Genomic DNA, 25804 nt, shown 5'->3' with positions numbered 1-25804 from the left:
CCATGTCGCGCGTGCTCGCCATCTACCGGCTCGGGATCAAGGAACTGTGGAGCCTCGCCCGCGACCCGATCCTGCTCGCGCTCATCGTGTATACGTTCAGCGCGTCGATCTACGTCGCCGCGACCGCACGCCCCGAAACGCTGCACAAGGTGCCGATCGCGCTCGTCGACGAAGACGCGTCGCCGCTGTCGGCACGGATCGCGGCGGCGTTCTTTCCGCCGCAGTTCGCGCCGCCCCCGGTCGTCGACGCCGGCGCGGCCGATCGCGGGCTCGACAACGGCGACTACACGTTCTCGCTCGACATTCCGCCGAACTTCCAGCGCGACGTGCTGGCCGGCCGTCATGCGACGATCCAGCTCAACGTCGATGCGACACGCATGACGCAAGCCTTCACCGGCAGCACCTACATCCAGCAGATCGTGTCGGGCGAGATCGACGCGTTCGTGCGGCGCTATCGCGGCACGCCGCCACCGCCGGTCGATCTCGCGCTGCGGATGCGCTTCAACCCGAATCTCGACGAAGTCTGGTTCGGCGCGCTGATGGAACTGATCAACAACGTGACGATGCTGTCGATGATCCTCACCGGCGCCGCGCTGATTCGCGAGCGCGAACACGGCACGATCGAGCATCTGCTCGTGATGCCGGTGACCGCAGCGGAGATCATGCTCGCGAAGGTCTGGTCGATGGGGCTCGTCGTCACGGTGGCGGCCGTCGCGTCGCTGACGTGCGTCGTTGGCGGCGCGCTGCACGTGCCGATTCCCGGCTCCATCCCGCTGTTCGTGGCCGGGATGGCGTTGCACCTGTTCGCCACGACGTCGATGGGGATCTTTCTCGCGACGCTCGTGCGCAGCATGCCGCAGTTCGGCATGTTGCTCGTGCTCGTACTGCTGCCGCTGCAACTGCTGTCGGGCGGATTGACGCCGCGCGAAAGCATGCCGGCGGGCGTGCGGGACATCATGCTGGCCGCGCCGACGACTCATTTCGTCGAACTCGCGCAACGCATCCTGTACCGGGGCGCCGGCTTCGATGCGGTGTGGCCGCAGTTCGCGGCGCTGTTCGCGATCGGGGGCGCGCTGTTCCTGCTGTCGCTGATGCGATTCCGCAAGACCATTGGTCAGATGACTTGATCGTTCCACGGGCTCATCGCCCGATCGCGCGCGCGAGGCCGGGATTCGCCGGTTGATACAGATCAACCGCGCCGGAAGCCGGTACGCGATCATGACGCCATAGCTTGCGAAATCGCAAACTGCCGCTGCGTGCCAACGCGGACGAACACCGGCCGCTCCACGGGAGAACGTCATGATTCGCCATTCGTACCGGACCACGCTCGCCACGCTGGGCGTGTTCGTCGCACTCGCGTCGCTACTGGGCGTCGTGCACGCGATGCTGGTCGACGCGCACGTGCTGCCGTACGCGATCGTCGCGCTGGTGTCGGGCGGCGTCGCGTTCGTCGCGCAGCTCGATCCCGCGCCGCGCGAGCGCTAGCGAAACCGCCTCACGCGCCGCATTCGACATCATGCTTGATGCGGGAATCGCTGATTTCCGTCAATCGCCGCGCGCCGCTTCGCGATGTAATCGACGCACCGAACCCCTCGACTTCCAGTGAGACGAGCGATGAAACTGACTTTTCTCGGTGCGACCGAAACCGTGACCGGCTCGAAGTATCTGGTCGAGCACGGCGGCCGGCGCGTGCTGATCGATTGCGGCCTGTTCCAGGGCACGAAAAACCTGCGCTTGCGCAACTGGAGCCCGCTGCCGCTCGCACCCGACTCGCTCGACGCGGTCGTGCTCACGCATGCGCATCTCGACCATACCGGCTATCTGCCGGTGCTGGCGCGCGAAGGCTATCGCGGCCCGGTGTACTGCACGGCGGCCACGGCCGAACTCTGCGACATCATGCTGCGCGACAGCGCACGGCTGCAGGAGGAAGAAGCCGACTTCGCGAACCGGCACGGCTACTCGAAGCATCATCCGGCGCAACCGCTCTATACGCTCGACGATGCGCAGCGCGCGCTGCGGCTGCTGAAGCCCGTCGCCTTCGACGAATGCACGGCGCTCGGCGATGGCCTCGCGTTCCGCCTGCTGCCGGCCGGGCACATCCTCGGCGCGGCGAGCGTCGTGATGCACTGGGATCACAAGGTGCTCGCGTTCTCGGGCGACCTCGGCCGCTATCACGACCCGATCATGCAGCCGCCGCGGCCGCCGGCGCATGCCGACTATCTCGTCGTCGAATCGACCTACGGCGACCGGCTGCATCCGGATTCGGATCCCGAGAACGAGTTGGCCACGTTGTTCGACACGACGTTCGCGCGCGGCGGAGTGGTCGTGATGCCCTGCTTCACCGTCGGCCGCGCGCAGGAGATCCTGCACTACATCGCGCGGCTGAAGGCGTCCGGCCGCATGGCGCGCGTGCCCGTGTTCGTCGACAGCCCGATGGCGACCGACGTGACCGACATCTATCGCCATCACATCCTCGAACATCGGCTGACGCTTTCCGAAGCGAACGCGCTCGGCCACGCGGCGACGATGATCCGGTCGGTCGAGCAGTCGAAGGCGATTGCGGAACACCACGGCCCGATGGTCATCATCGCCGGCAGCGGCATGGCCACGGGTGGCCGCGTGCTCCATCACCTGAGCCGCTACGCGCCCGACGCGCGCAACACGATCGCGCTGGTCGGCTATCAGGCGGCCGGTACACGCGGCGCGGCGCTGGCCGCGCACGAACCGACGGTCAAGATTCACGGCGAATACGTGCGCGTGCGCGCGCAGGTCGAGTCGATCGCCGCGCTGTCCGCGCATGCCGACTACGAGGAGATTCTCCGGTGGCTCGGCACGATGCAGCCCGCGCCCGCACGGACCTTCATCACGCATGGCGAACCTGCATCGGCGGACGCACTGCGGCGGCGCATTTCGGAGCGATTGCACTGGCCGTGCGAAGTCCCGACCTACGCGCAGACCGTCGATCTCGACGCAGTCGAATCGGACGATGCGCGCGAGCCGGCCGGCGTTTCGTCCTGACTACGGCGCCGGCGAAACGCCGGTAGACACCGGTCGGGCGCGGCAAGAACCGGGCGACGTTGCGTACCGGCCTCCGTCACGCGCCACCGGCCCGTCAGCCGACTTCGATGATGACCTTCAGCGCATGGGTCTGCGCCGCGCGACCGAACGTGTCGTACGCACGCTCGACGTCGTCGAGCGAAAACCGGTGCGTGATCAGGCGTGTCGGATCGAGACGCCCGGCGCGCACGGTCTTCAGCAGCATCGGCGTGCTGACCGTGTCGACGAGCCGCGTCGTGATCGAGATGTTGCGATCCCACAGCTTCTCGAGGTGCAGGTCGGCCTTCACGCCATGCACGCCGACGTTCGCGACGACACCGCCCGGCGCCACGAGCGCCGTGCACATCTCGAACGTCGCCGGAATGCCGACCGCCTCGATCGCGCAATCGACGCCGATGCCGTCGGTCAGCTTCATCACTTCCGCGACCGGATCGCCGGTGCGGCCGTCGATGCAATCGGTCGCGCCGAAGTGCCGCGCGATCTCGAGCCGGTTGCTGTCCGGGTCGATCATGATGATCTGCGCGGGCGAGTAGAACTGCGCGGTCAGCAACGCGGCCAACCCGATCGGCCCCGCGCCGACGATCGCGACCGAGCACCCGGGCTGCACCTTGCCGTTCAATACCCCGCATTCGAACCCGGTCGGCAGGATATCGGACAGCATCACGAGCGCGTCCTCGTCGGCGCCGCCCGGAATCCGGTACAGGCTGGTCGCCGCATGCGGGATACGCACGTACTCGGCCTGCGTGCCGTCGATCCGGTTGCCGAGAATCCAGCCGCCGGTCGTGCAATGCGAATACAGGCCGCGGCGGCAGTATTCGCAGCGGCCGCACGACGAGATGCACGAAATGAGCACGCGATCGCCCGGCTTCAGCGAATCGACCGCGGCGCCGACCTGCTCGACGACGCCGACGCCCTCGTGGCCGAGAATGCGGCCCGGTTCGCAGGTCGGTACGTCGCCCTTGAGGATATGCAGATCGGTGCCGCAGATCGTCGTGCGCGTCACGCGGACGATCGCGTCGGTGGGCGACTGCAGTTCCGGCCTGGGCCGTTCCTCGAGCGCCTTGCGCCCCGGCCCGTGGTAGACGAGTGCTTTCATTGTGGTTTCTCCATTCATGTTTCGAGTACGTAGGCGCCGGGCGCCGCCGCGAAGCCGTCGGGCGGCGTACGGGCCGGCACGTCGCCCGACGAGCGCGCGTGCAACCAGTCGCGCCAGCCTGTCCACCACGATCCGTCGACCGCCGGCGTATCGCGCACGAAGTCGTGCGGGCTGCGGTAAGCCACCCCGGGTTCGCGCGTCGCGCACCGATAGTGGCGTCCCGGATGGCCCGGTTCGGACACGATGCCCGCGTTGTGCCCGCCCGACGTCAGCACGAAGGTCAGCGCATGGTGCGTGAGCAGATGGAGCTTGTAGACGGACCGCCAGGGCGACACGTGATCGCGCTCGGTGCCGACCACGAACGTCGGCACGTCGATATCCGACAGCGCGACAGGCCGCCCGTCGACGCAGTAGCGGCCGGCCGCCAGATCGTTGTCGAGAAAAAGCCGCGTCAGGTATTCCGAATGCATGCGGTACGGCATGCGCGTGGTATCCGCATTCCACGACATCAGGTCGTTGGGCTTCGTGCGCGTGCCGAGCAGGTATTCGCTCATCATCCGCGACCAGATCAGGTCGCGCGCGTTCAGCAGTTCGAACGCGGCGGACATTTGCGCACCGTCCAGGTAGCCTTGCCGCCACATCAGCGCGTCGAGCGCGGACAGCTCGCTCGCATCGATGAACAGGCCGAGTTCGCCGGGTTCGCTGAAATCGGTCTGGGCCGCGAGCAACGTGACCGAGCGCAGCGCGTCGTACTGCTTGCCGTCGCGCGCCAGCGCCGCCGCGGCGATCGCCAGCAGCGTGCCGCCCAGACAATAGCCGACCGCGTGGACCGCTTCGCCGCCGATCGACCGGGCGGCGTCGAGCGCCGCGATGCAGCCGTCGCGCAGATAGTCGTCGAGCCCGAGGTTGCGCGATTCCGCGCCCGGGTTGCGCCACGACACCGCGAACACCGTATAGCCCGCATCGACCAGGAAGCGGATCAGCGAATTGTGCGGCTGCAGATCGAGGATGTAGTACTTCATGATCCACGACGGCACGATCAGGATCGGCTCGCGCGCCACGCGGGCCGTCGTCGGCGCGTATTGCAGCAGCTCGCACAACGCGTTGCGCCAGACGACGCGACCCGGCGTGATCGCCACGTCGCGACCCGGCAGATAGGTGCGCGCATCGTGGGCCTGCGTGCCGCTCGCACGCTCGACGAACGCGTTCGCGTCGTCCAGCCAATGCCGCAAGCCCGCCGCGAGGTTCGCGCCGCCGCTGCGCATCGTCGCGTCGAGCACGACCGGATTGGTCGCCAGGAAATTGCCCGGCGAACAGGCGTCGAGCCACTGGCGGGCGGCGAATCCGACCAGTTCCTCATGATGGCGTTCGACGCCCGGCACACCGCGGGTCGCGTCGCGCCACCAGCGCTGGATCGACAGGAAGCCGTCTCGATACGCGCGAAACGGCCAGCCGCCCCATGCGGGCGCGGCGAAGCGCGGATCGGCGCCCCCGGCGTGCACGGCCAGGCCGCTCGACTCCGCATCGTCGGCCTCGCCGTCGCGCCCGCTTGCCGTCGGCGCCACGGCGCCCAACCACGCCTGTGCGGCGAGCTCGAAGCCTTTGCCCGGCGCCACCGCCAGATGCGCGCCCCAGTCGAGCATCGCCAGCGCCAGCGACACCGGCGACAGCCCGAACGTCAGCGCGGCCACGTTCGCGTGCGCGGCACGGTTCCACTGTTCGGCAGCGCTCATCGGGGAAGGCGCGCATCGCGTCGCCGCCGGCGCCTGCCCGTCGTCGCCCGGCGTCGGCAGCGATGCCGGCGCGAGCGCCGCGCGCAGCACGGACGCGTTCATCGCAGGTACATTCCGCCGTTGACGTCGAATTCCGCGCCGGTGGCGAACGCACCGGCGTCGGAGCACAGGAGCGCGACGAACGCGGCGATCTCGTCGGGGTCGCCGAGCCGCCCGGCCGGAATCTGCGGCAGAATCTTCGCGTCGAGCACCGCCTTCGGCACCGACTCGAGCATCGCGGTCGCCAGATAGCCGGGCGACACCGTGTTGACCGTCACGCCATGCCGCGCGAGTTCGAGCGCGAGCGTTTTCGTGAAGCCGTGGATGCCGGCCTTCGCGGCCGCGTAGTTGGCTTGCCCGTACGCGCCTCTCGAACCGTTGACGGAGCCGATGTTCACGATCCGCCCGAAACCGGCGTCGATCATGCCCGGCACGAACGGCTTCGTCATGTTGAACATGCTGTCGAGATTAGTGCGCAGCACCGCGTCCCACATGCTCTTCGTCATCTTCACGAAGGTGGCGTCGTGCGTGATGCCGGCGTTGTTCACGAGCACGTCGACGCGCCCGAATTCGGCGAGCACGCGTGCCGCGCAGTGCTGGCACGAATCGTAGTCGGCCACGTCCACTTCGAACGCATGAAACGTGCGGCCCGCGTCGCGCTCGTGCGCGAGCCACGTCGCGACGTGGTCGTTGTGTTCCGTGTACGACACCGCCACCGTCATGCCGGCGTCGTGCAGGCGACGGCCGATCGCGGCGCCGAGCCCGCCCATCCCGCCGGTGACGAACGCGACGCGCTTAGCGGACATGATCGTACTCCCGTTCGCCTGCGATGCCGTTCAGGCGGCGCGCCGCAAGCGCCCCGTTCGTCGCGCCGCCCGCTTCCTCGATCCCGCGCTCCAGCGCGGCCATCCAGTCGGCCCACGGCATGCTGGCTTCGTTGACCACCGCGAGTCGCTCGAGGTCAGGCAACCAGTCGGTCTGATAACGCGTCAGCGCGCCCGAGCCGTATTCGCGCAACCAGGTACGCCACGCACTGGCATGCTCGAATTGCGCACGCATGCACAGCTCGGCGGCGTCCTGCCAGATCTCGACGCTCGCGATCGCGTAGTCGCTCGTCACCTGCCGGCCGGCCTCGGCGAAGGCCGTCCACTCGTTCGTTTCGGCCAGCGCCTGCTGCAGGCGCCGCACCGCGGTGCGGTCGCGCTCGATGCGCCGCCCTGCCAGCGCATGCCATTCGTGTTGCCAGTCGCGGTTCAGCGCGACCATGCGCAACGCGAGATCGCAGCTCGCGCGCCAAGCGCCGTTCGGTGTCGTCAAAGCATCGCTACTCATCGGCTTCCCCTTTCGATCGGATCAATGGGTTCGCATCCGCGTCGCGCCGCCTGCCCGGCCTCGGCGTCTCGACCGCTTCACTGTGCGGGTATCGCGCACGGCCCCCGTTGATCTGAGTCAACCGCGTGGAAACCCTGCTTCGTAGACTGGATTGCACTGGCGGATCACCCGTCGATGGAGCGATTCCGATGAGCTACAAAAGCATGGTCGTGCACCTCGATACGAGCACCCGCGCGCATTCGCGTCTCGAGTTCGCGTTGCGTCTCGCCCGGCGCTTCGGTGCGCATCTCACCGGGCTGTTCGCGATCTACACGCCCGAGCCGCATTCGTTCTACGTGATGGCCGGTTCCGCCGACTATTTCCGCGCGCAACGCGAACGGCGCGACGAGCGGATGGCCGCGCTGGAGCGTCTGTTCCATGCGGAAACGGCGCGCGCCAAGGTGCCGGCAACCTGGATTCGCACCGACGAGCGCGCGAACGTGGCCGTCCCGCGCGCCGCCCGTCTCGCCGATCTGGTGATTGCCGGCCAGAGCGACCCGAACGATCCCGAGACCTATATCGACGACCAGTTTCCGGAAAATCTCGTGTTGACCGCCGGCCGCCCGGTGCTGTTCTGGCCGTACACCGGAGAATTCCCGTCGGTCGGCGAACGGGTCTTCGTCGCATGGGACGGCAGCCGCGAAGCGTCCCGCGCCGCGCACGACGCGCTGCCCTTTCTCGAACACGCGAAACGCACGACGGTCGTCGCCGTGGTCGACGGCAAGTCGGAGGCCGCGGCCACGCGGATTCCGGCCGCCGATGCCGCGCTGATGCTGGCGCGCCATGCGCACGACGTGAACGTGCTCGACATCGACGCCGGCGCCGGCTCGTCCGTCGGCGACACGCTGCTGTCGCGCACGTATGACACGGGTTCCGACCTGCTCGTCATGGGCGCGTACGGCCATCCGCGCTGGCGCGAGCTGTTGATGGGCGGGGCCACGCGCACGGTGCTCGCGTCGATGACGCTGCCGGTGCTGATGTCGCACTGAGCCGCCCGACGCGCATCGACCAACGACGCGTGAATCGCACCGCGGCGGGCGGGCTGCGCGGCAACCGGGACGCTTGATCCAGATCAGCGCCATCGGCGTGCACGCGCCGATGATGGTTTCATCCACATCCGTTCAAGGGAAATGCCATGTACTCGAACATTCTGGTGGCACTCGACGGCAGCGACACGTCGTCCCGTGCACTCGACGCCGCGCTGGCGCTCGCGGCGGAAACGGGTGCGCGGCTGACACCCGTCTACGTCGTCGATTTCCTGGCGCCGGCCTACGACATGGTCGGATACGATCCGTCGATCCTGGTCGATTCGTTCCGTGAAGAAGGATTGCGCGTGACCGAGGACGCCGCGCGGCGCATGCAGGCGCGCGACGTGGCCGGCACGCCGCAGATTTCCAACGTCGCGCCGGCAGGCGAAGACATCCCGCACCGGATCGTCGGCGTCGCGGGCGAGATCGACGCCGATCTGATCGTGATGGGCACGCATGGCCGGCGCGGCTTTCGGCGCCTGTTCCTCGGCAGCGTGGCCGAACGCGTGCTGCGCCTGGCCAGATGCCCGGTCCTGATGATTCCGGCGAGCTGCGCGGCGAAGGCATCCGCCGACGTCACGGCCGCTTCCACCGAAAAGGAGCCATCTTGACGTCCTCTTCTCCCTAAAGGGAGAGGATTCCCACACCTGGCGATGCACGTCCGCATCGGAGAATGTTCAACGCAGCGTTGGTATCTCGATCATGCTCGGCACCACAGTCACTGCAGGCCCATTCTCTTATTCGCAGTCCCGCGATACCTTTCGGCCGCGTCGTGCTGGCTTGCGACCCGCACGCCGAACAGGACTGGGTAGAACCGCTTTCGTCGACTTCCTCGAGCGTGGCCCCGTGCGCGATCGCTTTGTAACGAAGCTTGTCCCGGAAGGACGACCAGGATGCATCGTAGACGCTCTTCGCCATCCTGGTCCTGGCGAGCTTCGCGGCCGACACGTTGCCGACCGCGATGTAATCGAAACGCCGCACCAGATCGAGCGCGAGCTTGTGCTGGAAGTCGGCACGGGCATTGGCGATCTTCGCGTGCAGCTTCGCGATATGCCGCTTGTGCTTTCGCGCTCGTTGCGCTTTCGCGAGCTTTTCCGCCGCGCGTCGACCGAACGGGTCATTGGGCAGCTTCTCGCCGGTCGAAAGTGCGGCGAAGTCTTTCAGGCCGAGATCGATGCCCACACCGGAACGGATAGGTCGGGCCGGAACATCCGGCATCTCGATCACAATGTTGAGAAACCAGTTGCCGCGTGCATCCTGCGCAAAGTTGGTCCCATCCTTGATCTTGCCTTCGGGAAGCGGCCGGCTGTTGAACACGCGAAACATGTTGCCGGCGAAACGGAACGCGTCACCCTCGCGCTTCAGGTCACGGCCCTTCAGCGGCACCCAGCCGAGCGATTTCCTGCCGCGATAGCGCACGTAAGGCCGACGGTGCTGACTGCGCGACTTCGCGTATTGCTCGCACGTCGCGTTGACCGTGCCGGAGTGAATACCGAGTTCCTTGCTGCTGCCGGTCGTCAATACGTTCAGGTCGAATCCTGTCGGCCACTTCTTGCCCCACTTGAGCGCGTGCTTCTGCGTGTCGTTGCAGAAATTCCAGACGTAGTTCACCGCGCGGCTCTGCTTGTTGAGCAGTCCGTTGAGCGATTTCACCCGGTAGCGGTAGACAAGGATCATGCAGGTGATCCTAACCCCTGGGAAAAGCTGCCTGTCAACAGCAATCCTTTCCTCCCCGTCCTGAAGGACGGGGTTTCTCGGAGCAACTGATGAGCTACAAGACCCTGCTCGTTCATCTCGACGACAGCGATCGCTGCGCGACGCGCGTCGACCTCGCGCTCCAGCTCGCGGGACGCTGGAACGCGCATTTGATCGGCCTCTACCTGGTCTGCCAGGATCTCCTCGAACCATTGCGCCGGCCCGACGAACCGCTGAAGCTGGCCGTCTACGAGCGCCTGTGCGACCAGCGGCGCAAGGAGGCGGAAGAACGCTTCCTGACGGCCGCCGAACGCGCCGGACGCAGCGTCGAATGGCAGGCGCCGGCCGGCAATGCGATCGATGCCGCGATCCTGCACGCCCGTCACGCCGATCTGCTGGTGCTCGGCCAGGAGGATCCCGACGACCGCATGACCTACGTGGCGCGCCATTTCGTCGAGGATGTCGTGATCGGCAGCGGCCGTCCGGCGATCGTCGTGCCGTATGCCGGCGACGTGCGCACGTTCGGCGAGAACGTGCTGATCGGCTGGGACGGCGGGCGCGAGGCCGCGCGCGCGATGGCCGACGCGCTGCCGCTGCTCGCCCGCGCACGCTTCGTCAACGTCGAGACGGTCGTCCGCGGGCAACCCGATCCGGACCGGACGCCGGCCGGCGTCGACGTCGCCGCGTATCTCGAACGACACGGCGTTCGCGCGTCGTTCTCGACGACGCCGCGCGAGCGGTCGGTCGGCGTGGGCGGGACGCTGCTGAACCGGGTGACCGACGTGCATGCGGACCTGCTCGTCATGGGCCTGTACAGCCATACCCGCGCCCACGAGCGCGTGCTGGGCGGCGCGACGCGCACGATCCTCGAGACGATGACGGTGCCGGTGCTGCTGTCTCACTGAACCGGCGAGGTTCGGGCTGCCTGGTTACGGCTGCCCGCCTCGTCACGAGACGGCCGCATCAGCGTTCTGCCCGTAGGCCCGACGCATATCGTCCGGCCGACGCCAGTCAAGCCTGCGATGCAGCACGCGTCCGCATCCGGCCCGATTGGCGAATACCGGCGAAACGCGCACAATTGCGGCGCATCGGAGACGCTTTTGATGCGACCCTTTGAAGAGACATCGTCCGTTCATCGACGGCAGTCATCATGTCCACCGTTCAGAATCGGGCGATTGCAACATTCCGGTCGGAGCCGGATCGACGAACGCCGGCGGGCGCGTGCCCCGCGCAAACCGGCAAAGGATGCACGCCATGATCCGGGTACTCATTGCTGACGATCACACGCTCGTCAGGGACGGCCTGCGGCACATCCTGCAGAACGCCCACGATTTCGTCGTGGCGGGAGAAGCAAGCGACAGTGCATCGACGATCGCGCTGACGCGCGGCACCGAGGCCGAGGTGCTGGTGCTCGACCTGTCGATGCCCGGCCGCAACGGCATCGAACTCATCAAGCAGATCAAGGACGAGAAACCGGCCCTGCACATCCTGGTGTTGACGATGCACGCCGAGCAGCAATATGCGGTGCGCGCGTTCCGCGCCGGCGCATCGGGCTACATGACCAAGGAAAGCGCGAGCGCGGAGCTGGTGGCCGCGCTGACGAAAATTGCCGGCGGCGGCGTGTACGTCAGCCTGTCGATGGCGGAGCAATTCGCGCAAAGCCTCAACGAGCCGACCGACCTGTTGCCGCATCAACGCTTGTCCGACCGCGAGTTCGACGTGTTCCGACGCGTGACGTCCGGCGAGTCCATTTCCGAGATCGCGCAGGCGTTGTGCGTCAGCGTCAAGACCGTGAGCACCTACAAGACGCGAATCCTCGAGAAGATGCAGATGGCCAACGATACGGCGCTCGTCCGGTACGCGATGCGCCACCGGCTGTTCGACGACCCGGACGAACTCTGACCGCGACAACCTGCCGCACCCTTGTAGGAATCGTCCTACAAACCTTCCCTAACACCTACCGCATCTTCAATTTCCGCTGATTTCAATCAAGCGCTCGGCTGTCCATACTCCGATCAACAACAACACACCGGCGTGCCTTCCGGAGCTGCCCGGCCTTGCCGTCCCGTCGCGACGGCTGCCGGCCCGCCGATCCGATGGGCGCCGATTCGACCAACCAGGCGGCGACGTTCGTGTCCGCCTGTACGACGGCCAGCGCAACCGCGACGGTGCGACCCGCTGCCGCCCCAACCGGAGCAGATCATGCAGAGCCATGCCGACATCCCGACGACGGCGCCGTCGCGCCCGTTCATTCCGCTGCATCCCGTCACGCGGACGGACCAGCCGAAGCGCACGTCGTCGCGCTGCTCGTCCTGCACGCTGCGCACCGTTTGCATGCCGCGGGAAATGACGCCCGACGAGTTCGCCCGGGTGGACGCGATGATCTGCACGACGCGCCACGTCAAACGCGGTGAAACGCTGTTTCGCGCGGACGACGCGTTCCACAGCATCTATGCGGTCAGAACCGGGTCGTTCAAGACCGTGATGATGCATCGCGACGGCGACGAGCAGATCACCGGCTTCCAGATCGTCGGCGAAGCGCTCGGGCTCGACGGCGTGCACACCGGGCGGCACAACGGCGACGCGATCGCGCTCGAGGACAGCACGGTCTGCATCATCCCGTTCGGCCAGCTCGAGCAGATGTGTCGCGAAGTGCGGCCGATGCAGCATCACGTCTATCAGATGATGAGCGGCGAAATCGTCCGCGAATCGGCGCAGATGGTGCTGCTCGGCACGATGACCGCCGAGCAGCGCGTGGCCGCCTTCCTGCTGAACCTTTCCACCCGCTTCAAGGCGCGCGGTTACTCGGCCGCCGAATTCGTGCTGCGGATGACGCGCGACGAGATCGGCGAATATCTCGGGATGAAGCTCGAAACGGTCAGCCGGATGCTGTCGAAGTTCCAACGCAACGGGCTCGTCGCCGCGCAAGGCAAGCAGATCCGCATCGTGGATCCGGAAGGCCTCGGGCGCATCTGAGCAGAACGCGCGGATACCGGGCGGGATCAATCGCGCATGCCGAGCACGGCGGCGCCGGACACGCGCCCGCTGCGCAGATCGTCGAGTGCGCGATTCGCATCGGTCAGCGCGTAGCGCACGGCTTCGACCCGCAGCGGCATCGCAGCGGCGATCCGCATGAATTCGGCCGCATCCGCACGCGTCAGGTTGGCGACCGACGCGATCCGGCGCTCGCCCCACAGCCACGCGTACGGAAAGCTCGGGATATCGCTCATGTGAATGCCGCCGCATACGACGATCCCGCCTTTGCCCACGGCGCGCAGCGCGGCCGGCACCAGCGCGCCCGCGGGCGCAAAAATGAGCGCGGCGTCGAGTGTTTCCGGCGGCGTTTCGTCGCTGCCGCCGGCCCACGCGGCGCCGAGCGACAGCGCGAGCTGCTGGGCCGCGGTATCGCCGGGCTTCGTCAGCGCGAACACCTTGCGCCCCTCGAAACGCGCGACCTGCGCGACGAGATGAGCGGCCGCGCCGAAACCGTAGATGCCGATGCGACGCGCATCGCCGGCCATGCGCAAGGTTCGATAGCCGATCAGGCCGGCGCACAGCAGCGGCGCGGCCTCGAGATCTGAATAGCGTTGCGGCAGGTGCACGCAATACCGGTGGTCGGCGACCGCGCACTCGGCGTAGCCGCCGTCGATCGTATAGCCCGTGAAACCCGGGCTGTCGCACAGGTTCTCGCGGCCCGACGTGCAATACGCGCAATGCCCGCATGTCGAACCGAGCCAGGGAACCCCCACCCGGTCGCCGACGGAGAACCCCGTCACGCCATCGCCGAGCACGCGCACCGTTCCGACGATTTCGTGCCCCGGCACCAGCGGCAGCTTCGGGTGCGCGAGCTCGCCGTCGACGACGTGCAGATCGGTTCGACAGACACCGCATGCATGCACGTCGATCAACAACTGGCCCGGCGCCGGCCGCGGATCCGGCACGCGCGCCTCGCGCAAATGCGGTGTCGTGCCGTCAAACATCATCGCAAGCATGCTCACCTCCCGGCCGATCGTCTTCGTGCTTCGCTGTCCAAGACTAACCCCGGCGCATCGCGCGTGCATGGCCCGGTGACGGGCGCTTGATGTGGGTCAACGGCTGCCGGACGGTTGCTGACACGATGAGATGGCATGACGTCGCCCGCGCGGCGTGCCAGGAGATGATCAATGATGTCCGTTCCCCCGCTTGCCGCGAGCGCCCATGTCGACGATCAATTGAAGTCGCTGTTGGCGTACGCGGTGCTGGCCCCGTCCAGCCACAATTCCCAGCCGTGGCGGTTCATCGTCAACGGCGCCACGATCGCCGTCTGCGCGGACCGGGTCCGCGCATTGCCCGTGGTCGATCCGTTCGACCGCGAACTGATCATCAGTTGCGGCGCGGCATTGCTCAATCTGCGCGTCGCGCTCGATCACGCCGGCCTCGCCCACACGATCAGCACGTTTCCGTCCGAGGTCGACCCCGATCTCCTTGCGCTGGTCCGGGTCTGCGACGACGGCTATTCCGATCGGTCTCTCGGCGGGCTGTTCGACGCAATCCAGGCGCGCGTCACGACGCGCGCGCCGTTCGAATCCACCGCGGTGCCCGACGAGATTCAGCGCGAGCTGATCGCGGCCGGCGTCGCGGAAGGCGCCGAGGTCGCGTGCATCGACTCGATCGCGCATCGCGCACGGGTCGCCGAACTGGTTGCGCAGGCCGACCAGCAGCAGTTCGCCGATCCGCGCTTTCGCCGCGAACTGGCGAGCTGGATCGATCCGCGCCGGCGCGTCGACGGCATGCCGGCATTCGCGGCCGGCGTACCGACGCTGCTGGACTTCGCGGCGCCTGTCGTGACGATGGCGGTGCGGACGTTCGATCTCGGCAACGGGCTGGCCGCGCTCCATCACCAGCTCGTCGGCGCGTCGCCGTTGATCGTCTGCCTGTCGACCGTGCGCGACGATCGCGAAGCGTGGCTGGCCGCGGGCCAGGCGCTGGAGCGAATCCTGCTCGTCGCGGCGCGCGCGGGCTATACGGCGTCGTACCTGAACCAGCCGATCGAGACGGCCGCGCTGCGTGCCGACCTCGGCCGGACGCTCGGGCTGCGCGGCGAGCCGCAGTTGCTGCTGCGAGTCGGCCGCGGCCCGCACACGCCGCATTCGCCCCGTCGCCCGCTCGGCGAAGTGATCTCGTGAGTGATCGCCTGAGCGCAACCGGCGGCGCGCTGCGCGCCTGCCGATCCGGACGAGAAAAACCATGAACATCACGCGTTGCTTCGCTTTCCTTCTGATCGCGGCCATTGCCGGCACGGCGGCCGCGCAAACGACCGTGCCCGAACCGACCGAGCTCGTCAACGCGCAGCACTGCATGTTCTGCCACACGCCCGACATGACGTTCCTCGGGCCGTCGTTCCACGATATCGCCACGCGCTACCGCGGCGATCCGCACGCGGCCGCCGAGCTGGAGCGCAAGTTGCGCGTCGGCGGCCCCACGCATTGGGGCGACACGCCGATGCCGTCCGCCATCGATCGCGGCGGGCCGCTCTCTGCCGACGACGCCCATCAGCTCGTCCAATGGGTGCTGAGTCAGTGACCGTGCCACTGCCTTCCCGCTCATGCCCACGATAGTCAAACGCGTTCCCGCCGGCACCGCGCGCGGCGGCGCGCACGGCAAGCGGATACGCGCCCGGCCCGAAGCGACCGCCGGCCTCGACGACATCCCGCGGCCGTCGCGTCGGGCGCGGCATCTCGCCGGCCATCCGAACTGCACGCCCGACGACGCGGACACGACGTTGCTGCAACGCGCGACCATGCGCGGGATCCGGCTGCAACTCGACTACTGGAAAGCCGAGGCGCGCCTGCAACATGAGCGAATCGGCCATGCCGTCGTGATCTACGGCAGCACGCGCATCGTCGCCCCCGCTGTCGCGAACGCTCGGCTCGACGAAGCGAACCGCCTGCTCGCGCTGCGCCCGCGTGACCCGGGCCGGCGTCGGGCCGTCGCGGTCGCCAGCCGTCTTGTCGAGCACAGCGCGTACTACCGGGTCGCACGCGAATTCGGCCGTATCGTCGGCCATGCCGACCGGCGCACGCGTACCGCGCGCCTCGCGATCGTCACGGGCGGCGGCCCCGGCATCATGGAGGCCGCCAATCGCGGCGCCTATGAGCGCGGCGCGCCGAGCATCGGCTTCAATATCGAGCTGCCGCGCGAACAGGCGCCGAATCCGTACATCACGCCGGATCTGTGCTTCCGGTTCCACTACTTCGCGATTCGCAAGCTTCACCTGCTCGAGCGCGCCAAGGCCGCCGTGTTTTTCCCCGGCGGATACGGCACGTTCGACGAACTGTTCGAAGTACTGACGCTGCTGCAGACACGCAAGATCGCGCCGCTGCCGGTCGTCCTGGTCGGCGAAGCGTACTGGCGGCGCGCCGTCGATCTGGCGTTTCTCGCGGACGAAGGGATGATCGACCGCCGCGACCTCGAACTGTTCACCTACTGCGAATCGGCCGCCGACATCTGGCATGCGATCGGATCGTGGTACGCACGGTGCCGCGCCAGGCGGCCGGCCCGACGAAGCCCTTCGCCGAAGCCGTCCGCCGTGTAGGAATCCGCCGACGGCCGCCGCTCGATTCCTACTACAACTTCGGGACACGCCGATTGAATCGCGCATGCGCGCCGACGATACTGAAATCACGGATCACGGCTCCCGGCACACCGATCGCGGGCCATCAGGAGAGACGTCATGTCACACGCTACCCAGCTTGCCGATTCAGGCAATCCGTCCGGTCGGTCCGATGCAGCCGCGCTCGACACGCTGGCATTGGTCGCCCTCGCCCGCGACGCCGGCATGCTCGTGATCCTCGACGGCCAGATCGGACGGGAGCGGTACGAAAGCGTGACGGGATCGATCGCCACGCTGGCCCGTTTCGCGCAGGCGCTCCAACTTTCGGCGCTCAAGGCTGCATGAAGCCGGGCGCGGTCGTTTCCGTGCCGCGCGCTGCACCCATGCCGATGAACCTGCACCTGCCGGATCGATCAGTTCCTTTTTACCGGATATCCGCTGGATGAAGCGGCGATGAACCTGCCCCGTTCCGGACGCATCGCACGCATGTTCCCGGGTGTGGCGCTGCTCGCGAACTACCGGCGTGCATGGTTACCGCGCGATCTCTATGCGGGCATCGCGCTTTCCGCCGTGCTGGTTCCGGTCGGCATGAGCTACGCGCAGGCGGCCGGCCTGCCGGCCGTCACCGGACTGTATGCGTCGATCGCGGCATTGCTCGCCTATGCGGTACTCGGCCCGAGCCGCATCCTCGTCCTGGGCCCCGATTCGGCATTGGCCGCGCTGATCGCCGGCGCGATCGCGCCGCTCGCGGACCATGATCCGCAGCGGGCCATCGCGCTCTCCGGCGCATTGGCGCTGTTGGCCGGTACGATCTGCGTCCTGCTCGGTACGCTCGGCCTCGGCTTCGTCACCGACCTGCTGTCGCGCCCGATCCAGTACGGGTATCTGAACGGCATTGCGATCACGCTCGCGATCGGCCGCCTGCCCGAGCTGTTCGGCATGACCGCATCGGGCGGCGACGTGTTCGCCAGCGTCCCGCACATCATGCATGCCCTCGTCGACCGCCGGTTTTCACCCACTGCCTGCCTGCTCGGTGTCGGTGTTCTGGCGGCCATTTTCCTGATGAAGCGCGTGATACCTCGCTGGCCCGGCGTATTGATCGCCGTGCTCGCGGCGACCCTGGCCGCACGCGTGTTGCCGTTGCACGGCATCGCCACGGTCGGCGCCTTGCCGGCCGGTGCGCCCACCCCGCACCTTCCGGCTGTCTCGCTCGCCGACCTGAGCGCGCTCGCGTCCGGTGCGATCGCCGTGGCGCTGGTGTCGTTCGCCGACATCAGCATGCTGTCGCGTGCGCTTTCCGTGCGTGCGGGCGACACGCCGGACCGCAACCAGGAACTGATCGCATTGGGCGCGGCGAATCTGCTGGCGGGCGTGACGCAGGGCTGCGCGGTCAGCAGCAGCGCGTCCCGCACGCCGGTGGCGATCGCCGCCGGCGCGCAGAGCCAGGTCGCCCATCTCGTCGCGGCCGCATGCATCGCGATACTGCTCATTGCCGCGCCGACGCTGCTGACGGTCGTCCCGCGCGCGGCGCTGGCCGGAGTCGTGATCTACGCGGCGTTCGGCATCGCCGACGTCCGCAGCGTCGTCCGGCTGTACCGGATGCGCCGCGGCGAATGCCTGATTTCGGTCCTGTGCCTTGCCGGCGTGATCAGCGTGGGTGTCGTTCCCGGCATCCTGCTCGCCAGCGCGCTGTCGCTGCTGTCGTTCGTGTGGCGTGCCTGGCACCCGTACGATGCCGTGCTTGGTCGGCTGTCAGGCGTGCGCGGCTATCACGACATCACACGCCATCCGGACGCCGTGCAAATCCCGGGCCTCGTGCTGTTCCGCTGGGACGCACCGCTCTTCTATGCGAACGTCGAGATCTTCTGCGAGCATCTGCACGCGGCAATCGCGCGCTCGGCATGCCCGGTCGCGCGTATCGTCGTCGCCGCGGAGCCCGTCACCGATATCGACGTCAGCGCGGCAGACCGGCTCGTCGCGCTGTGCGAAGAACTCCGCGAGCAACGCATCGCGTTGAACTTCGCGGAAATGAAGGGGCCGGTGAAGGATCGCCTGCGCGCCTACGGGCTGTTCGATGTGTTCGGTGCGGCCAGCTTCTTTCCGACCGTGACCGATGCCGTGGCGCATCACGTCCAGCGGAAAGGCGAGCACGCGGGCGCGGGCGAACACCGCATGCGCCCGGCGTCATCGCCGCCCGCGCGGAAAAGGAAGGGCGGCTAGACGCTTGAAGACGGGCGGCCGCCGCGCGTATCGCATCCGGCCGGGAGGAGCGGCCGACTTCAGTCCGCCAGCCTTACTCGACGACCAGGTCGTCGACGACGGCGCGCACGCCACGCGCCGACCACGCCGCGCCGCGCACGGCCTTGCGTTCGGAGAACGAGCCGACCTTGCCGGACAACCGAACGGTGCCGTCGCGCACCTCGACCGCGATGTGTTTCGCCTCGCGCTCCGCGTGGCGCATGATCGCGCGCTTGATGTTGCCGCCGATGTCGGCCGAGCCGACCGCCCCCTGCACGACGATGTGGTCGGTCACGCCGGTCACGCTGCGCATCTGCGAGATCGCGCGCACGGCCAGATGGCTCTGGTAGGCCCATTCGACCTTGCCGGACAGCGTGATCCAGCCGTGTTCGACCTGCACCTTGACCGCGTCGTCATGCAGCCCGACCGTCCAGTGCAGCACCGAGCGCACGGCATTCGCGATGTCCTCGTCGGTACGGATGTCGTCGTTCGGCAGATGCACGGTCATGTCGACGACGAGCGCCTTGACACCGGCCACGCGGTTCGCCGCGCGCTCGATCGCGAGTTTCTCCGCATAGCTCGGCGGGTGACCCGAAAGCGTCACGATCCGGTCGGAGACCTCGACACCGATTCGTGTCGCATCGATTGCCGGGTCGGATTCCAGTTCGTCCTGAACGTCCTGCTTCAACTGCTTGTCGGTTTTCATCATCTGTACTCCCGAGAGCCGCGGCGCGCTTGTCCGCCATACACGACCAGATTTGCACACACGCGGCCGCCCGTTGCTGATGCAGGTCAACGGATGCGTTGCAGTCGCCGCCGGGTTCGCACTTCGTCGAATGGCGGGCACGCGGCCCGCGCTTTCGTCCCGCCAGCGCGGCGCCCCGATGCGGATCGGACTCGCGCGACATCGCGTGTCGCACAACGGACGAAGGACGAAGGACGCTTCAGAAATCGGCGTATCCGCTCGCACCGTCACGCGCTTGATACGCGTCGACGACCCGGCGCGATCAGGTACAGAACCGGAAAAATCCGCTGTGAAGCAGGATCGGCCTGCCGTCCATCTCCTCGAGCAGGCAGCGCGCCGCGCGTTCGATCGCGGGGCGATGGCGTGCGAATGCATCGACGAGATCCTGTTCGCGCGACGATGCCGCCCGGAAGTGGTCTTCCAGCGCTTCCGCGGTGATCACGCAGCGCACGCGGCGGCCTTCGACCACGGCCGGAAAGGCCAGCGCCGGGTCCTGGCCGCAATACGTCGGCGGTTCGGAAGGAAAAGTTATCGGCATGACGATCCCTTGGGCAGATGGCGGGCCGACCCGGTATCGGGCGCGGCGACCCTAGGCTGCCGCGACGGCAGCAGGCGCGGCATCGTCGCCGCGTACGAGCAGGACCGGGCAACGCGATCCGCGCAGAAAGCGTTCGGCTACGCTGCCGAGGACCAGCCGACGGACGCCGCGCCGGCCGTGCGTGCCGACCACCGCGAGATCGATCGACCGTTCGACGACATAGCGTTGCAGCCGTTCAGCGATATCCTGGCCGGGTTCGGTCTCGACGATTTCGGTATCGCCGTTGACGGCCGCATGCGAGATGGCCCGTTCCGCGCTTCGCAGCACCGCCGCGCCATCGCGCCGGACTTCGTCGAGCAGCGCATCCGGGTTCATGCGTCCGGCGTACGTGATCAGAAGCGATTGGTCGACGACGAAAACGGCGAACACGCGCGCGCCGCAGGACCGGGCAACCTTCAGGCCCTCTTCAAGCGCCTGACTCGACGAAGGACTGCCGTCCACGGCGACCATGATGTTCGTGTACATACCTACCTCGCTGGATGACTGGACGCGCCGGTGACGTTCGGCGTTGTTTCATCATCAGCGCTCGCCGGAAACCTGCGTTGACCGAAGTCAACGGTTCGAAGCGGTATGCGCCGGCGCGGACGGCGCCGATTAGCGAGGGTCGACCGGCAGCGCCGGCGTGTCCGGCGGGCGCTCGTACGCCGCGAAGCCCCGCTCGATTTCAAGAATCTTCGACACGCATGCATCGTATTGCCAGCCGGGGCCGCCGTCGGTGCCGTACATGCCCTTGCACATCGCCTTGAGCCGAATCACCGCGCCGCCGTCGCCCGATGCCGTGCGCGATGCCCACAGATAGACTTCTCCGGCGAAATGCGGTTGCGCGGTTTCGATCCGGTCCTCACTGAATCGCGTGATACGGGTCGACGAACGTGCGTCGACGTAGCGCCGTGCGAGCTGCCATGCACGGTCGCATTCGGGTGCCGTCGAACAGTGCAGCGCTGCAGCCTCTCGTGCCGCCAGCAATTGCGTCTCGGTCGACCGGAACGCCGCCTCCTGGCTCATACCGGCGCAAGCGCCCAGCGCGAGCGCAGCCCCGATCGCCCACGTCGGATGTTTCATTGCCCATGCCTCATCACGCGGCGACTTGCGCGCGCCATCGGGCGCCGCGTCATGCAAGCGCCGGAGTCCACTGTATTGCCGGCGGCGCGAATGCGGTTGACCTGCGTCAATCGCCGTCGTGCGGTGCACATCGCGGACGTCGCCTTCGTCGCCACGAGAACATACTTTTGACGATCCGCTGGCTTGAGCGGCGCGGCGCAGCCCGTGGCATGGGCGCGTCACCGATCCTCGGCGCCCGCCTCGCTTGCCGCGGACTGTTCAATTCCACGCATGCCGCGCCGGGCGCGCGCCGTTCAGGTAGTAATTGCCGACGAGGTGATATTTCCAGCGCACCGGGTCGTGCAGCGTATGCGTGCGCGCATTGCGCCAATGCCGGTCGAGGTTGTGCTCGGCGAGCGTCGACTGCGTGCCGGCCAGCTCGAACAGCTTCTCGCCGGCGAGCAACGCGACCTCGGTCGTCAGCACCTTCGCTTCGCCGACCGCGACGGACGCCCGCGCGACGTCGTCTTCGGTCACGTCACCCTTTGCCGCGATCTCGTCGAGCGTGCGCGCCGCGCGTTCGAGCAACGCGTCGGCCGCATGCAGCTGGATATGCAGCCGGCCGATTTCGCGGATCGTCAGCGGATCGTCCACCGCCCGCTCGACGCCACTGTCGACCCACGGCCGCGTGCGGGTCCGCACGAACGCGAGCGTATCGTCGATCGCCGCCTTCGCGATGCCCGCGTCGATCGCCGCCTGGATGATCTGCGACAGCGGGCCGTTGAGCGTCGGCACGTCCGACACGCGCTGCGCGGGCAGCACGTGCGACGCGGGGATGCGCACCGCGTCGAGCACGACCGTGCCGCTCGCGGTCGTGCGCTGCCCGAATCCCGACCAGTCGTCGATCACGGTCAGCCCCGGCGTCGGTTGCGGCACGTACGCGAGCCAGGCCTGCTGCGCGTCGTCGAGCCCGAGCACCGGCACGTAGTGCGCGAACAGCGCGCCGGTCGAATAGAACTTCGTGCCGTCGACCACATAGTCGTCGCCGTCGCGCCGCACGCGCGTCTTCAGGTCGAGCACGTGCTTCGTGCCCTTCTCCGAGAATCCGTTGCCGAACCGCTTGCCGCTCAGCACTTCGGCGAAGAAATGACGCTTCTGCGCGTCGGTGCCGACGAGCGTGATCACGTCGATCAGCCCGAAATGATTCTGCGGAAGCTGCCCGAGCGACGCATCGGCCGCGGCGACGATCTTGATCACCTCGGTGAGCGTCACGTGCGACACGCCTGCGCCGCCGTACGCCTTCGGCACCGTGATCGCCCACAGCCCCGACTGCGAGAACCATTCGATTTCCTCACGCGGCAGCCGGCGTTCTCGATCGCGCTCGGCGGCCCCTTGCGCGAGACGTTGCGCCAGCGCATGCGCGACCGCGATCGCTTCCGCATCATCCGCAATCACACGGGCCAGCTGTGGTTGTGCTTCGGCCGGCCGATCCTGAATCGTCGCGCTCGTGTCTGACATCGGGTTCTCCTGTCGAATGGCGAAAGCAGTCAATCTAGCAGCGCCGCGCGGACCGGAAAACCGAGCGATTCTCGAAACGATATTCCTTTGGAGAACAAACGACGTCGCAATGGATGCAGGTGAATCGGCGCTTCGACGTCGCAATGGACGCGAGAACGTCGATACGTCCCCGCGCGGGTCTCGGTAATACGCAGCGACGATAACGATCCGAGAATCCGTTATTGGAACGCTTGCATCGCGCTTCCTATACTGGGCTCCCGGCGCACACGGCCCCGCCCTTCGAGGAAATCCGCATGACTTCGTCGCACGCAGCTCCCGACCTTTCCACCGGTACCGATTACGACGCGCTCGCGAGCCGGTTCCGGCCGATCTTCGAGCGTATCGCCGCCGGCGCCGCCGAGCGCGAACGCAACCGCGAACTACCCCACGAGGCGATCGGCTGGCTGAAGTCGGCAGGCTTTGGCGCGATCCGGCTGCCGGCAAGCGCCGGCGGCGCAGGCGCATCGCTGCCGCAGTTGTTCCGGCTGCTGACCGAGCTCGCCGCCGCCGATTCCAATTTGCCGCAGGCGTTACGCGGGCATTTCGCGTTCGTCGAGGACTGGCTGAACGCGACGCCCGGGCCGCAGCGCACGACCTGGTTCGACCGCTTCGCGAGCGGCCAGCTCGTCGGCAATGCGTGGTCGGAAGCCGGCGACGTACCGCTCGGCCAGACCGTCACGAAGGTGTCGGAGCAGAACGGCCGGCTCGTGCTGAACGGCCGGAAGTTCTACAGCACCGGCAGCCTGTTCGCCGACTGGATCGACGTGTTCGCGCAGCGCGCGCACGACGGCAGCGACGTGATCGTCGCCGTCGCGACCGCGCAGCCCGGCGTGATCCGCGACGACGACTGGGACGGCTTCGGCCAGACCACCACCGGCAGCGGCACGACGCGTTTCGAGAATGCGGCGGTCGACGCGGACAACGTGATCGATTTCGCACGCCGCTTCAAATACCAGACCGCGTTCTACCAGTTGTTCCACGTCGCGACGCTGGCCGGTATCGGCCACGCGATCGTGCACGATGCGGGCGAGCTCGTGCGCAACCGCACGCGCGTCTACAGCCACGGCAATGCGCAGCGTGCCGGCGACGACGCCCAGCTGCAGCAGGTGATCGGCGAGATCGCATCATGGGCGTACGCGGCCGACGCGCTCACGCTGCGCGCCGCGCAGCCGCTTCAGCACGCGTACGAAGCGCGCTTCGGCGGCGACGAAGCGGCCGAGCAGGCCGCGAACGTCGCGGCCGAAATCGAATCCGCGCAAAGCCAGCTCGTCGTGTCCGAACTCGTGCTGCGCGCGGCGACGCGCCTGTTCGACGCGCTCGGCGCATCCGCGACCCGCAGCACGACCGCGCTCGATCGCCACTGGCGCAACGCGCGCACGGTGTCGTCGCACAACCCGCTCGTGTACAAGGCGCGCATCGTCGGCGACTGGATCATCAACGGCCGTACGCCGCCGTTCGTCTGGCGCGTGGGCAACGGTGCGGGCGCCAATACCGACGCCGCAGCGGAAACGAGGGCCGCGCAATGAGCAAGACCATTCGCTTCAACGCATTCGAGATGAACTGCGTGGGTCATCAATCGCCGGGCCTGTGGGCGCATCCGCGCGACCGCTCGTGGCAGTACAAGGATCTCGACTACTGGACAGACCTCGCGCGCGTGCTCGAACGCGGGATCTTCGATGCGATCTTCATCGCGGACGTGATCGGCTATTACGACGTGTACAAGGGCAGCAACTATCACGCGCTGCACCAGGCCGCGCAGATCCCGGTCAACGATCCGCTGCAACTGGCCGCGCCGATCGCGATGGCGACCGAGCATCTCGGCATCGGCATCACCGCGTCGACGACGTTCGAGCACCCGTACACGTTCGCGCGCCGGCTGTCGACCGCCGACCATCACACGAAGGGCCGGCTCGCGTGGAATATCGTCACGTCGTACCTGGAGAGCGGCGCGAAGAACGTCGGCGATCACGGGCTGCGCACGCACGACGACCGCTATGCGGTCGCGGCCGAATACGTCGAGGTGCTGTACAAGCTGTTCGAGGGCAGCTGGGAAGATGGCGCGGTGGTGCGCGATCGCGACGGCCGTGTGTTCACGCATCCGGAGAAAGTGCACGAGATCGGCCACAAGGGCCGCTTCTTCGACGTGCCCGGCTATCACCTGTGCGAGCCGTCGCCGCAGCGCACGCCGGTGCTGTTCCAGGCGGGCGCGTCGGGCCCCGGCAAGGCGTTCGCCGCGCAGCACGCCGAATGCGTGTTCGTCGCCGCGCCGACCCGCGACCAGCTCGCGCGCTACGTGGCCGACGTGCGTGCACAGGCCGCGGCCGCCGGGCGCGATCCGGCCAAGGTGCTGATCTACAACCTCGTCACGGTGATCGTCGACGAGACCGACGAGAAGGCGCGGGCCAAGTTCGACGAGTATCGCCGCTATGTGTCGTACGACGGCTCGCTGGTGTTCATGTCGGGCTGGACCGGCATCGACTTCGGCCAGTACGCGCCGACCGATCCCGTCAGGCGCGTCGAAACGAATGCAATCGTGTCCGCGGTCGAACACCTGTCGGGCGGCGACACCGCGTGGACGATCGAGGCGCTGGCGGCGTGGGGCGGCATCGGCGGGATGGGCCCGGTGTTCGTCGGGTCGGCGGCGACCGTCGCGGACATCCTGCAGGAATGGGTCGCCGCGACCGACGTGGACGGCTTCAATCTCGCGTATGCGGTCGCGCATGAAACCTTCGAGGACGTCGTGCGCTATCTCGTGCCCGAACTGCAGCGCCGTGGCGTGTATCCGACCGCGTATGCGCCGGGCACGCTGCGCGAAAAACTGTTCGGCGGCTCGGCGCGGTTGCCGGACGAACATCCGGCCGCGCAGTTTCGCGATATCGAACAGGTCAAGCGCGCGGCCGAGCGGGAAGCGGTCAGCGCTTGACGCGTCATATATCGAAGCCGGTCTGTCCGCATTCGCGCGGCGACCGGCTTCAGTACAAACGGCTTCGTGCGATTCGACGAAGCCGTTCGTG

At 67.6% G+C, this 25804-nt stretch carries 26 protein-coding genes; 15 read left to right on the top strand and 11 right to left on the bottom strand.

Annotated elements, in window-relative coordinates:
- The first annotated feature begins 2 nt into the window (after nucleotides 1–2).
- The 3 genes from HWX76_RS13725 to HWX76_RS13715 all read left to right on the top strand — a co-directional run bounded on the left by HWX76_RS13725 (nucleotide 3) and on the right by HWX76_RS13715 (nucleotide 3018).
- Complete coding sequence (locus HWX76_RS13725) at nucleotides 3–1127, top strand: ABC transporter permease (protein WP_124630152.1); 1125 nt, start codon at nucleotides 3–5, stop codon at nucleotides 1125–1127.
- 172 nt (nucleotides 1128–1299) lie between these two features.
- The gene (locus HWX76_RS13720; protein WP_176015933.1) at nucleotides 1300–1485 is read left to right on the top strand and encodes a DUF2964 family protein; all 186 of its coding nucleotides are present in this window, start codon (nucleotides 1300–1302) and stop codon (nucleotides 1483–1485) included.
- Nucleotides 1486–1614: 129 nt separating this feature from the next.
- The gene (locus tag HWX76_RS13715; protein ID WP_176015932.1) at nucleotides 1615–3018 is read left to right on the top strand and encodes an MBL fold metallo-hydrolase; all 1404 of its coding nucleotides are present in this window, start codon (nucleotides 1615–1617) and stop codon (nucleotides 3016–3018) included.
- A gap of 94 nt (nucleotides 3019–3112) precedes the next feature.
- On the opposite strand, the gene HWX76_RS13710 is transcribed toward HWX76_RS13715, so the two are convergent.
- From HWX76_RS13710 to HWX76_RS13695, 4 genes are read right to left on the bottom strand one after another with little or no spacing between them, the layout of a single operon-like run.
- The gene (locus HWX76_RS13710) at nucleotides 3113–4153 is read right to left on the bottom strand and encodes a zinc-dependent alcohol dehydrogenase family protein (RefSeq protein ID WP_124592711.1); all 1041 of its coding nucleotides are present in this window, start codon (nucleotides 4151–4153) and stop codon (nucleotides 3113–3115) included.
- Nucleotides 4154–4167: 14 nt separating this feature from the next.
- Entirely contained in the window at nucleotides 4168–5988 is a 1821-nt protein-coding gene (locus HWX76_RS13705; RefSeq protein WP_176015931.1) for an alpha/beta fold hydrolase, read from the bottom strand.
- A complete protein-coding gene (locus tag HWX76_RS13700) occupies nucleotides 5985–6731 on the bottom strand; it encodes a beta-ketoacyl-ACP reductase (protein ID WP_050016729.1) in 747 nt (248 codons plus the stop codon). Before HWX76_RS13700 ends, HWX76_RS13705 begins: the two co-directional genes overlap by 4 nt.
- Complete coding sequence (locus tag HWX76_RS13695) at nucleotides 6721–7257, bottom strand: hypothetical protein (protein WP_124630149.1); 537 nt, start codon at nucleotides 7255–7257, stop codon at nucleotides 6721–6723. The genes HWX76_RS13700 and HWX76_RS13695 overlap by 11 nt, the downstream gene beginning before the upstream one ends.
- Before the next feature lie 188 nt (nucleotides 7258–7445).
- Between HWX76_RS13695 and HWX76_RS13690 the strand changes: the two genes are divergently transcribed.
- Together HWX76_RS13690 and HWX76_RS13685 are read left to right on the top strand one after the other, a co-directional pair.
- Nucleotides 7446–8285, top strand: coding sequence for a universal stress protein (locus tag HWX76_RS13690; RefSeq protein ID WP_124630148.1), 840 nt, complete (start codon nucleotides 7446–7448; stop codon nucleotides 8283–8285).
- 146 nt (nucleotides 8286–8431) lie between these two features.
- Nucleotides 8432–8935, top strand: a complete 504-nt coding sequence (locus HWX76_RS13685) for a universal stress protein (protein WP_050016723.1) — start codon at nucleotides 8432–8434, stop codon at nucleotides 8933–8935.
- A gap of 13 nt (nucleotides 8936–8948) precedes the next feature.
- Here the strand turns inward: HWX76_RS13685 and HWX76_RS13680 are convergent, their stop codons facing one another.
- A complete protein-coding gene (locus tag HWX76_RS13680) occupies nucleotides 8949–10001 on the bottom strand; it encodes an RNA-guided endonuclease TnpB family protein (RefSeq protein WP_060733340.1) in 1053 nt (350 codons plus the stop codon).
- 89 nt (nucleotides 10002–10090) lie between these two features.
- Here HWX76_RS13680 and HWX76_RS13675 point away from each other — a divergent pair, with 89 nt between their 5' ends.
- The 3 genes from HWX76_RS13675 to fnr all read left to right on the top strand — a co-directional run bounded on the left by HWX76_RS13675 (nucleotide 10091) and on the right by fnr (nucleotide 12995).
- Nucleotides 10091–10924, top strand: a complete 834-nt coding sequence (locus HWX76_RS13675; RefSeq protein ID WP_050015248.1) for a universal stress protein — start codon at nucleotides 10091–10093, stop codon at nucleotides 10922–10924.
- Nucleotides 10925–11273: 349 nt separating this feature from the next.
- Nucleotides 11274–11921 (top strand): response regulator transcription factor, encoded by a 648-nt coding sequence (locus tag HWX76_RS13670; RefSeq protein WP_089490178.1) that lies wholly within the window; start codon nucleotides 11274–11276, stop codon nucleotides 11919–11921.
- Between the two features lie 300 nt (nucleotides 11922–12221).
- Nucleotides 12222–12995 (top strand): fumarate/nitrate reduction transcriptional regulator Fnr, encoded by a 774-nt coding sequence (gene fnr, locus HWX76_RS13665; protein WP_050015252.1) that lies wholly within the window; start codon nucleotides 12222–12224, stop codon nucleotides 12993–12995.
- A gap of 26 nt (nucleotides 12996–13021) precedes the next feature.
- Here the strand turns inward: fnr and HWX76_RS13660 are convergent, their stop codons facing one another.
- On the bottom strand, nucleotides 13022–14011 hold the full coding sequence (locus HWX76_RS13660) for a zinc-dependent alcohol dehydrogenase family protein (RefSeq protein ID WP_050015254.1): 990 nt from the start codon (nucleotides 14009–14011) through the stop codon (nucleotides 13022–13024).
- 171 nt (nucleotides 14012–14182) lie between these two features.
- Here HWX76_RS13660 and HWX76_RS13655 point away from each other — a divergent pair, with 171 nt between their 5' ends.
- From HWX76_RS13655 to HWX76_RS13635, 5 genes are all read left to right on the top strand, one after another.
- Nucleotides 14183–15184 (top strand): nitroreductase family protein, encoded by a 1002-nt coding sequence (locus tag HWX76_RS13655; RefSeq protein ID WP_050015256.1) that lies wholly within the window; start codon nucleotides 14183–14185, stop codon nucleotides 15182–15184.
- Between the two features lie 61 nt (nucleotides 15185–15245).
- A complete protein-coding gene (locus HWX76_RS13650; protein ID WP_050015257.1) occupies nucleotides 15246–15581 on the top strand; it encodes a c-type cytochrome in 336 nt (111 codons plus the stop codon).
- 22 nt (nucleotides 15582–15603) lie between these two features.
- The gene (locus HWX76_RS13645; protein WP_176015930.1) at nucleotides 15604–16593 is read left to right on the top strand and encodes a TIGR00730 family Rossman fold protein; all 990 of its coding nucleotides are present in this window, start codon (nucleotides 15604–15606) and stop codon (nucleotides 16591–16593) included.
- Nucleotides 16594–16731: 138 nt separating this feature from the next.
- Complete coding sequence (locus HWX76_RS13640; RefSeq protein ID WP_050015261.1) at nucleotides 16732–16956, top strand: hypothetical protein; 225 nt, start codon at nucleotides 16732–16734, stop codon at nucleotides 16954–16956.
- Nucleotides 16957–17064: 108 nt separating this feature from the next.
- Nucleotides 17065–18831: a SulP family inorganic anion transporter gene (locus HWX76_RS13635; RefSeq protein ID WP_050015263.1), complete on the top strand. Its 1767-nt coding sequence runs from the start codon at nucleotides 17065–17067 to the stop codon at nucleotides 18829–18831.
- 73 nt (nucleotides 18832–18904) lie between these two features.
- Here the strand turns inward: HWX76_RS13635 and HWX76_RS13630 are convergent, their stop codons facing one another.
- From HWX76_RS13630 to HWX76_RS13610, 5 genes are all read right to left on the bottom strand, one after another.
- Nucleotides 18905–19555 carry a BON domain-containing protein gene (locus HWX76_RS13630; RefSeq protein ID WP_050015409.1) on the bottom strand — a complete coding sequence of 217 codons (651 nt, stop codon included), beginning with the start codon at nucleotides 19553–19555 and terminating at the stop codon, nucleotides 18905–18907.
- 301 nt (nucleotides 19556–19856) lie between these two features.
- On the bottom strand, nucleotides 19857–20132 hold the full coding sequence (locus tag HWX76_RS13625; protein WP_050015265.1) for a DUF1488 domain-containing protein: 276 nt from the start codon (nucleotides 20130–20132) through the stop codon (nucleotides 19857–19859).
- Between the two features lie 51 nt (nucleotides 20133–20183).
- Nucleotides 20184–20657, bottom strand: a complete 474-nt coding sequence (locus HWX76_RS13620; protein WP_050015267.1) for a universal stress protein — start codon at nucleotides 20655–20657, stop codon at nucleotides 20184–20186.
- Nucleotides 20658–20786: 129 nt separating this feature from the next.
- Nucleotides 20787–21254, bottom strand: a complete 468-nt coding sequence (locus HWX76_RS13615) for a hypothetical protein (RefSeq protein ID WP_050015269.1) — start codon at nucleotides 21252–21254, stop codon at nucleotides 20787–20789.
- 258 nt (nucleotides 21255–21512) lie between these two features.
- Nucleotides 21513–22751: an SfnB family sulfur acquisition oxidoreductase gene (locus HWX76_RS13610; protein WP_050015271.1), complete on the bottom strand. Its 1239-nt coding sequence runs from the start codon at nucleotides 22749–22751 to the stop codon at nucleotides 21513–21515.
- Between the two features lie 293 nt (nucleotides 22752–23044).
- On the opposite strand from HWX76_RS13610, the gene HWX76_RS13605 reads away from it, so the two are divergent.
- On the top strand, nucleotides 23045–24316 hold the full coding sequence (locus HWX76_RS13605) for an acyl-CoA dehydrogenase family protein (RefSeq protein WP_176015929.1): 1272 nt from the start codon (nucleotides 23045–23047) through the stop codon (nucleotides 24314–24316).
- Nucleotides 24313–25713, top strand: coding sequence for an LLM class flavin-dependent oxidoreductase (locus tag HWX76_RS13600; RefSeq protein ID WP_176015928.1), 1401 nt, complete (start codon nucleotides 24313–24315; stop codon nucleotides 25711–25713). Before HWX76_RS13605 ends, HWX76_RS13600 begins: the two co-directional genes overlap by 4 nt.
- Nucleotides 25714–25804: the final 91 nt, after the last annotated feature.

It is taken from the genome of Burkholderia sp. BCC0398, from assembly GCF_902833245.1.
GTDB classification, from domain to species: domain Bacteria; phylum Pseudomonadota; class Gammaproteobacteria; order Burkholderiales; family Burkholderiaceae; genus Burkholderia; species Burkholderia sola.
Note: the sequence above shows the minus strand (reverse complement) of the source record. Positions and strands in the feature narration are given on the sequence as shown.

Bases quoted from the DNA above. Each gene is read 5' to 3' on its own strand.
- HWX76_RS13725 (WP_124630152.1), top strand. From the start codon at position 3: ATGTCGCGCGTGCTCGCCATCTACCGGCTCGGGATCAAGGAACTGTGG.
- HWX76_RS13720 (WP_176015933.1), top strand. From the start codon at position 1,300: ATGATTCGCCATTCGTACCGGACCACGCTCGCCACGCTGGGCGTGTTC.
- HWX76_RS13715 (WP_176015932.1), top strand. From the start codon at position 1,615: ATGAAACTGACTTTTCTCGGTGCGACCGAAACCGTGACCGGCTCGAAG.
- HWX76_RS13710 (WP_124592711.1), bottom strand. From the start codon at position 4,153: ATGAAAGCACTCGTCTACCACGGGCCGGGGCGCAAGGCGCTCGAGGAA.
- HWX76_RS13705 (WP_176015931.1), bottom strand. From the start codon at position 5,988: ATGAACGCGTCCGTGCTGCGCGCGGCGCTCGCGCCGGCATCGCTGCCG.
- HWX76_RS13700 (WP_050016729.1), bottom strand. From the start codon at position 6,731: ATGTCCGCTAAGCGCGTCGCGTTCGTCACCGGCGGGATGGGCGGGCTC.
- HWX76_RS13695 (WP_124630149.1), bottom strand. From the start codon at position 7,257: ATGAGTAGCGATGCTTTGACGACACCGAACGGCGCTTGGCGCGCGAGC.
- HWX76_RS13690 (WP_124630148.1), top strand. From the start codon at position 7,446: ATGAGCTACAAAAGCATGGTCGTGCACCTCGATACGAGCACCCGCGCG.
- HWX76_RS13685 (WP_050016723.1), top strand. From the start codon at position 8,432: ATGTACTCGAACATTCTGGTGGCACTCGACGGCAGCGACACGTCGTCC.
- HWX76_RS13680 (WP_060733340.1), bottom strand. From the start codon at position 10,001: ATGATCCTTGTCTACCGCTACCGGGTGAAATCGCTCAACGGACTGCTC.
- HWX76_RS13675 (WP_050015248.1), top strand. From the start codon at position 10,091: ATGAGCTACAAGACCCTGCTCGTTCATCTCGACGACAGCGATCGCTGC.
- HWX76_RS13670 (WP_089490178.1), top strand. From the start codon at position 11,274: ATGATCCGGGTACTCATTGCTGACGATCACACGCTCGTCAGGGACGGC.
- fnr (WP_050015252.1), top strand. From the start codon at position 12,222: ATGCAGAGCCATGCCGACATCCCGACGACGGCGCCGTCGCGCCCGTTC.
- HWX76_RS13660 (WP_050015254.1), bottom strand. From the start codon at position 14,011: ATGCTTGCGATGATGTTTGACGGCACGACACCGCATTTGCGCGAGGCG.
- HWX76_RS13655 (WP_050015256.1), top strand. From the start codon at position 14,183: ATGATGTCCGTTCCCCCGCTTGCCGCGAGCGCCCATGTCGACGATCAA.
- HWX76_RS13650 (WP_050015257.1), top strand. From the start codon at position 15,246: ATGAACATCACGCGTTGCTTCGCTTTCCTTCTGATCGCGGCCATTGCC.
- HWX76_RS13645 (WP_176015930.1), top strand. From the start codon at position 15,604: ATGCCCACGATAGTCAAACGCGTTCCCGCCGGCACCGCGCGCGGCGGC.
- HWX76_RS13640 (WP_050015261.1), top strand. From the start codon at position 16,732: ATGTCACACGCTACCCAGCTTGCCGATTCAGGCAATCCGTCCGGTCGG.
- HWX76_RS13635 (WP_050015263.1), top strand. From the start codon at position 17,065: ATGAACCTGCCCCGTTCCGGACGCATCGCACGCATGTTCCCGGGTGTG.
- HWX76_RS13630 (WP_050015409.1), bottom strand. From the start codon at position 19,555: ATGAAAACCGACAAGCAGTTGAAGCAGGACGTTCAGGACGAACTGGAA.
- HWX76_RS13625 (WP_050015265.1), bottom strand. From the start codon at position 20,132: ATGCCGATAACTTTTCCTTCCGAACCGCCGACGTATTGCGGCCAGGAC.
- HWX76_RS13620 (WP_050015267.1), bottom strand. From the start codon at position 20,657: ATGTACACGAACATCATGGTCGCCGTGGACGGCAGTCCTTCGTCGAGT.
- HWX76_RS13615 (WP_050015269.1), bottom strand. From the start codon at position 21,254: ATGAAACATCCGACGTGGGCGATCGGGGCTGCGCTCGCGCTGGGCGCT.
- HWX76_RS13610 (WP_050015271.1), bottom strand. From the start codon at position 22,751: ATGTCAGACACGAGCGCGACGATTCAGGATCGGCCGGCCGAAGCACAA.
- HWX76_RS13605 (WP_176015929.1), top strand. From the start codon at position 23,045: ATGACTTCGTCGCACGCAGCTCCCGACCTTTCCACCGGTACCGATTAC.
- HWX76_RS13600 (WP_176015928.1), top strand. From the start codon at position 24,313: ATGAGCAAGACCATTCGCTTCAACGCATTCGAGATGAACTGCGTGGGT.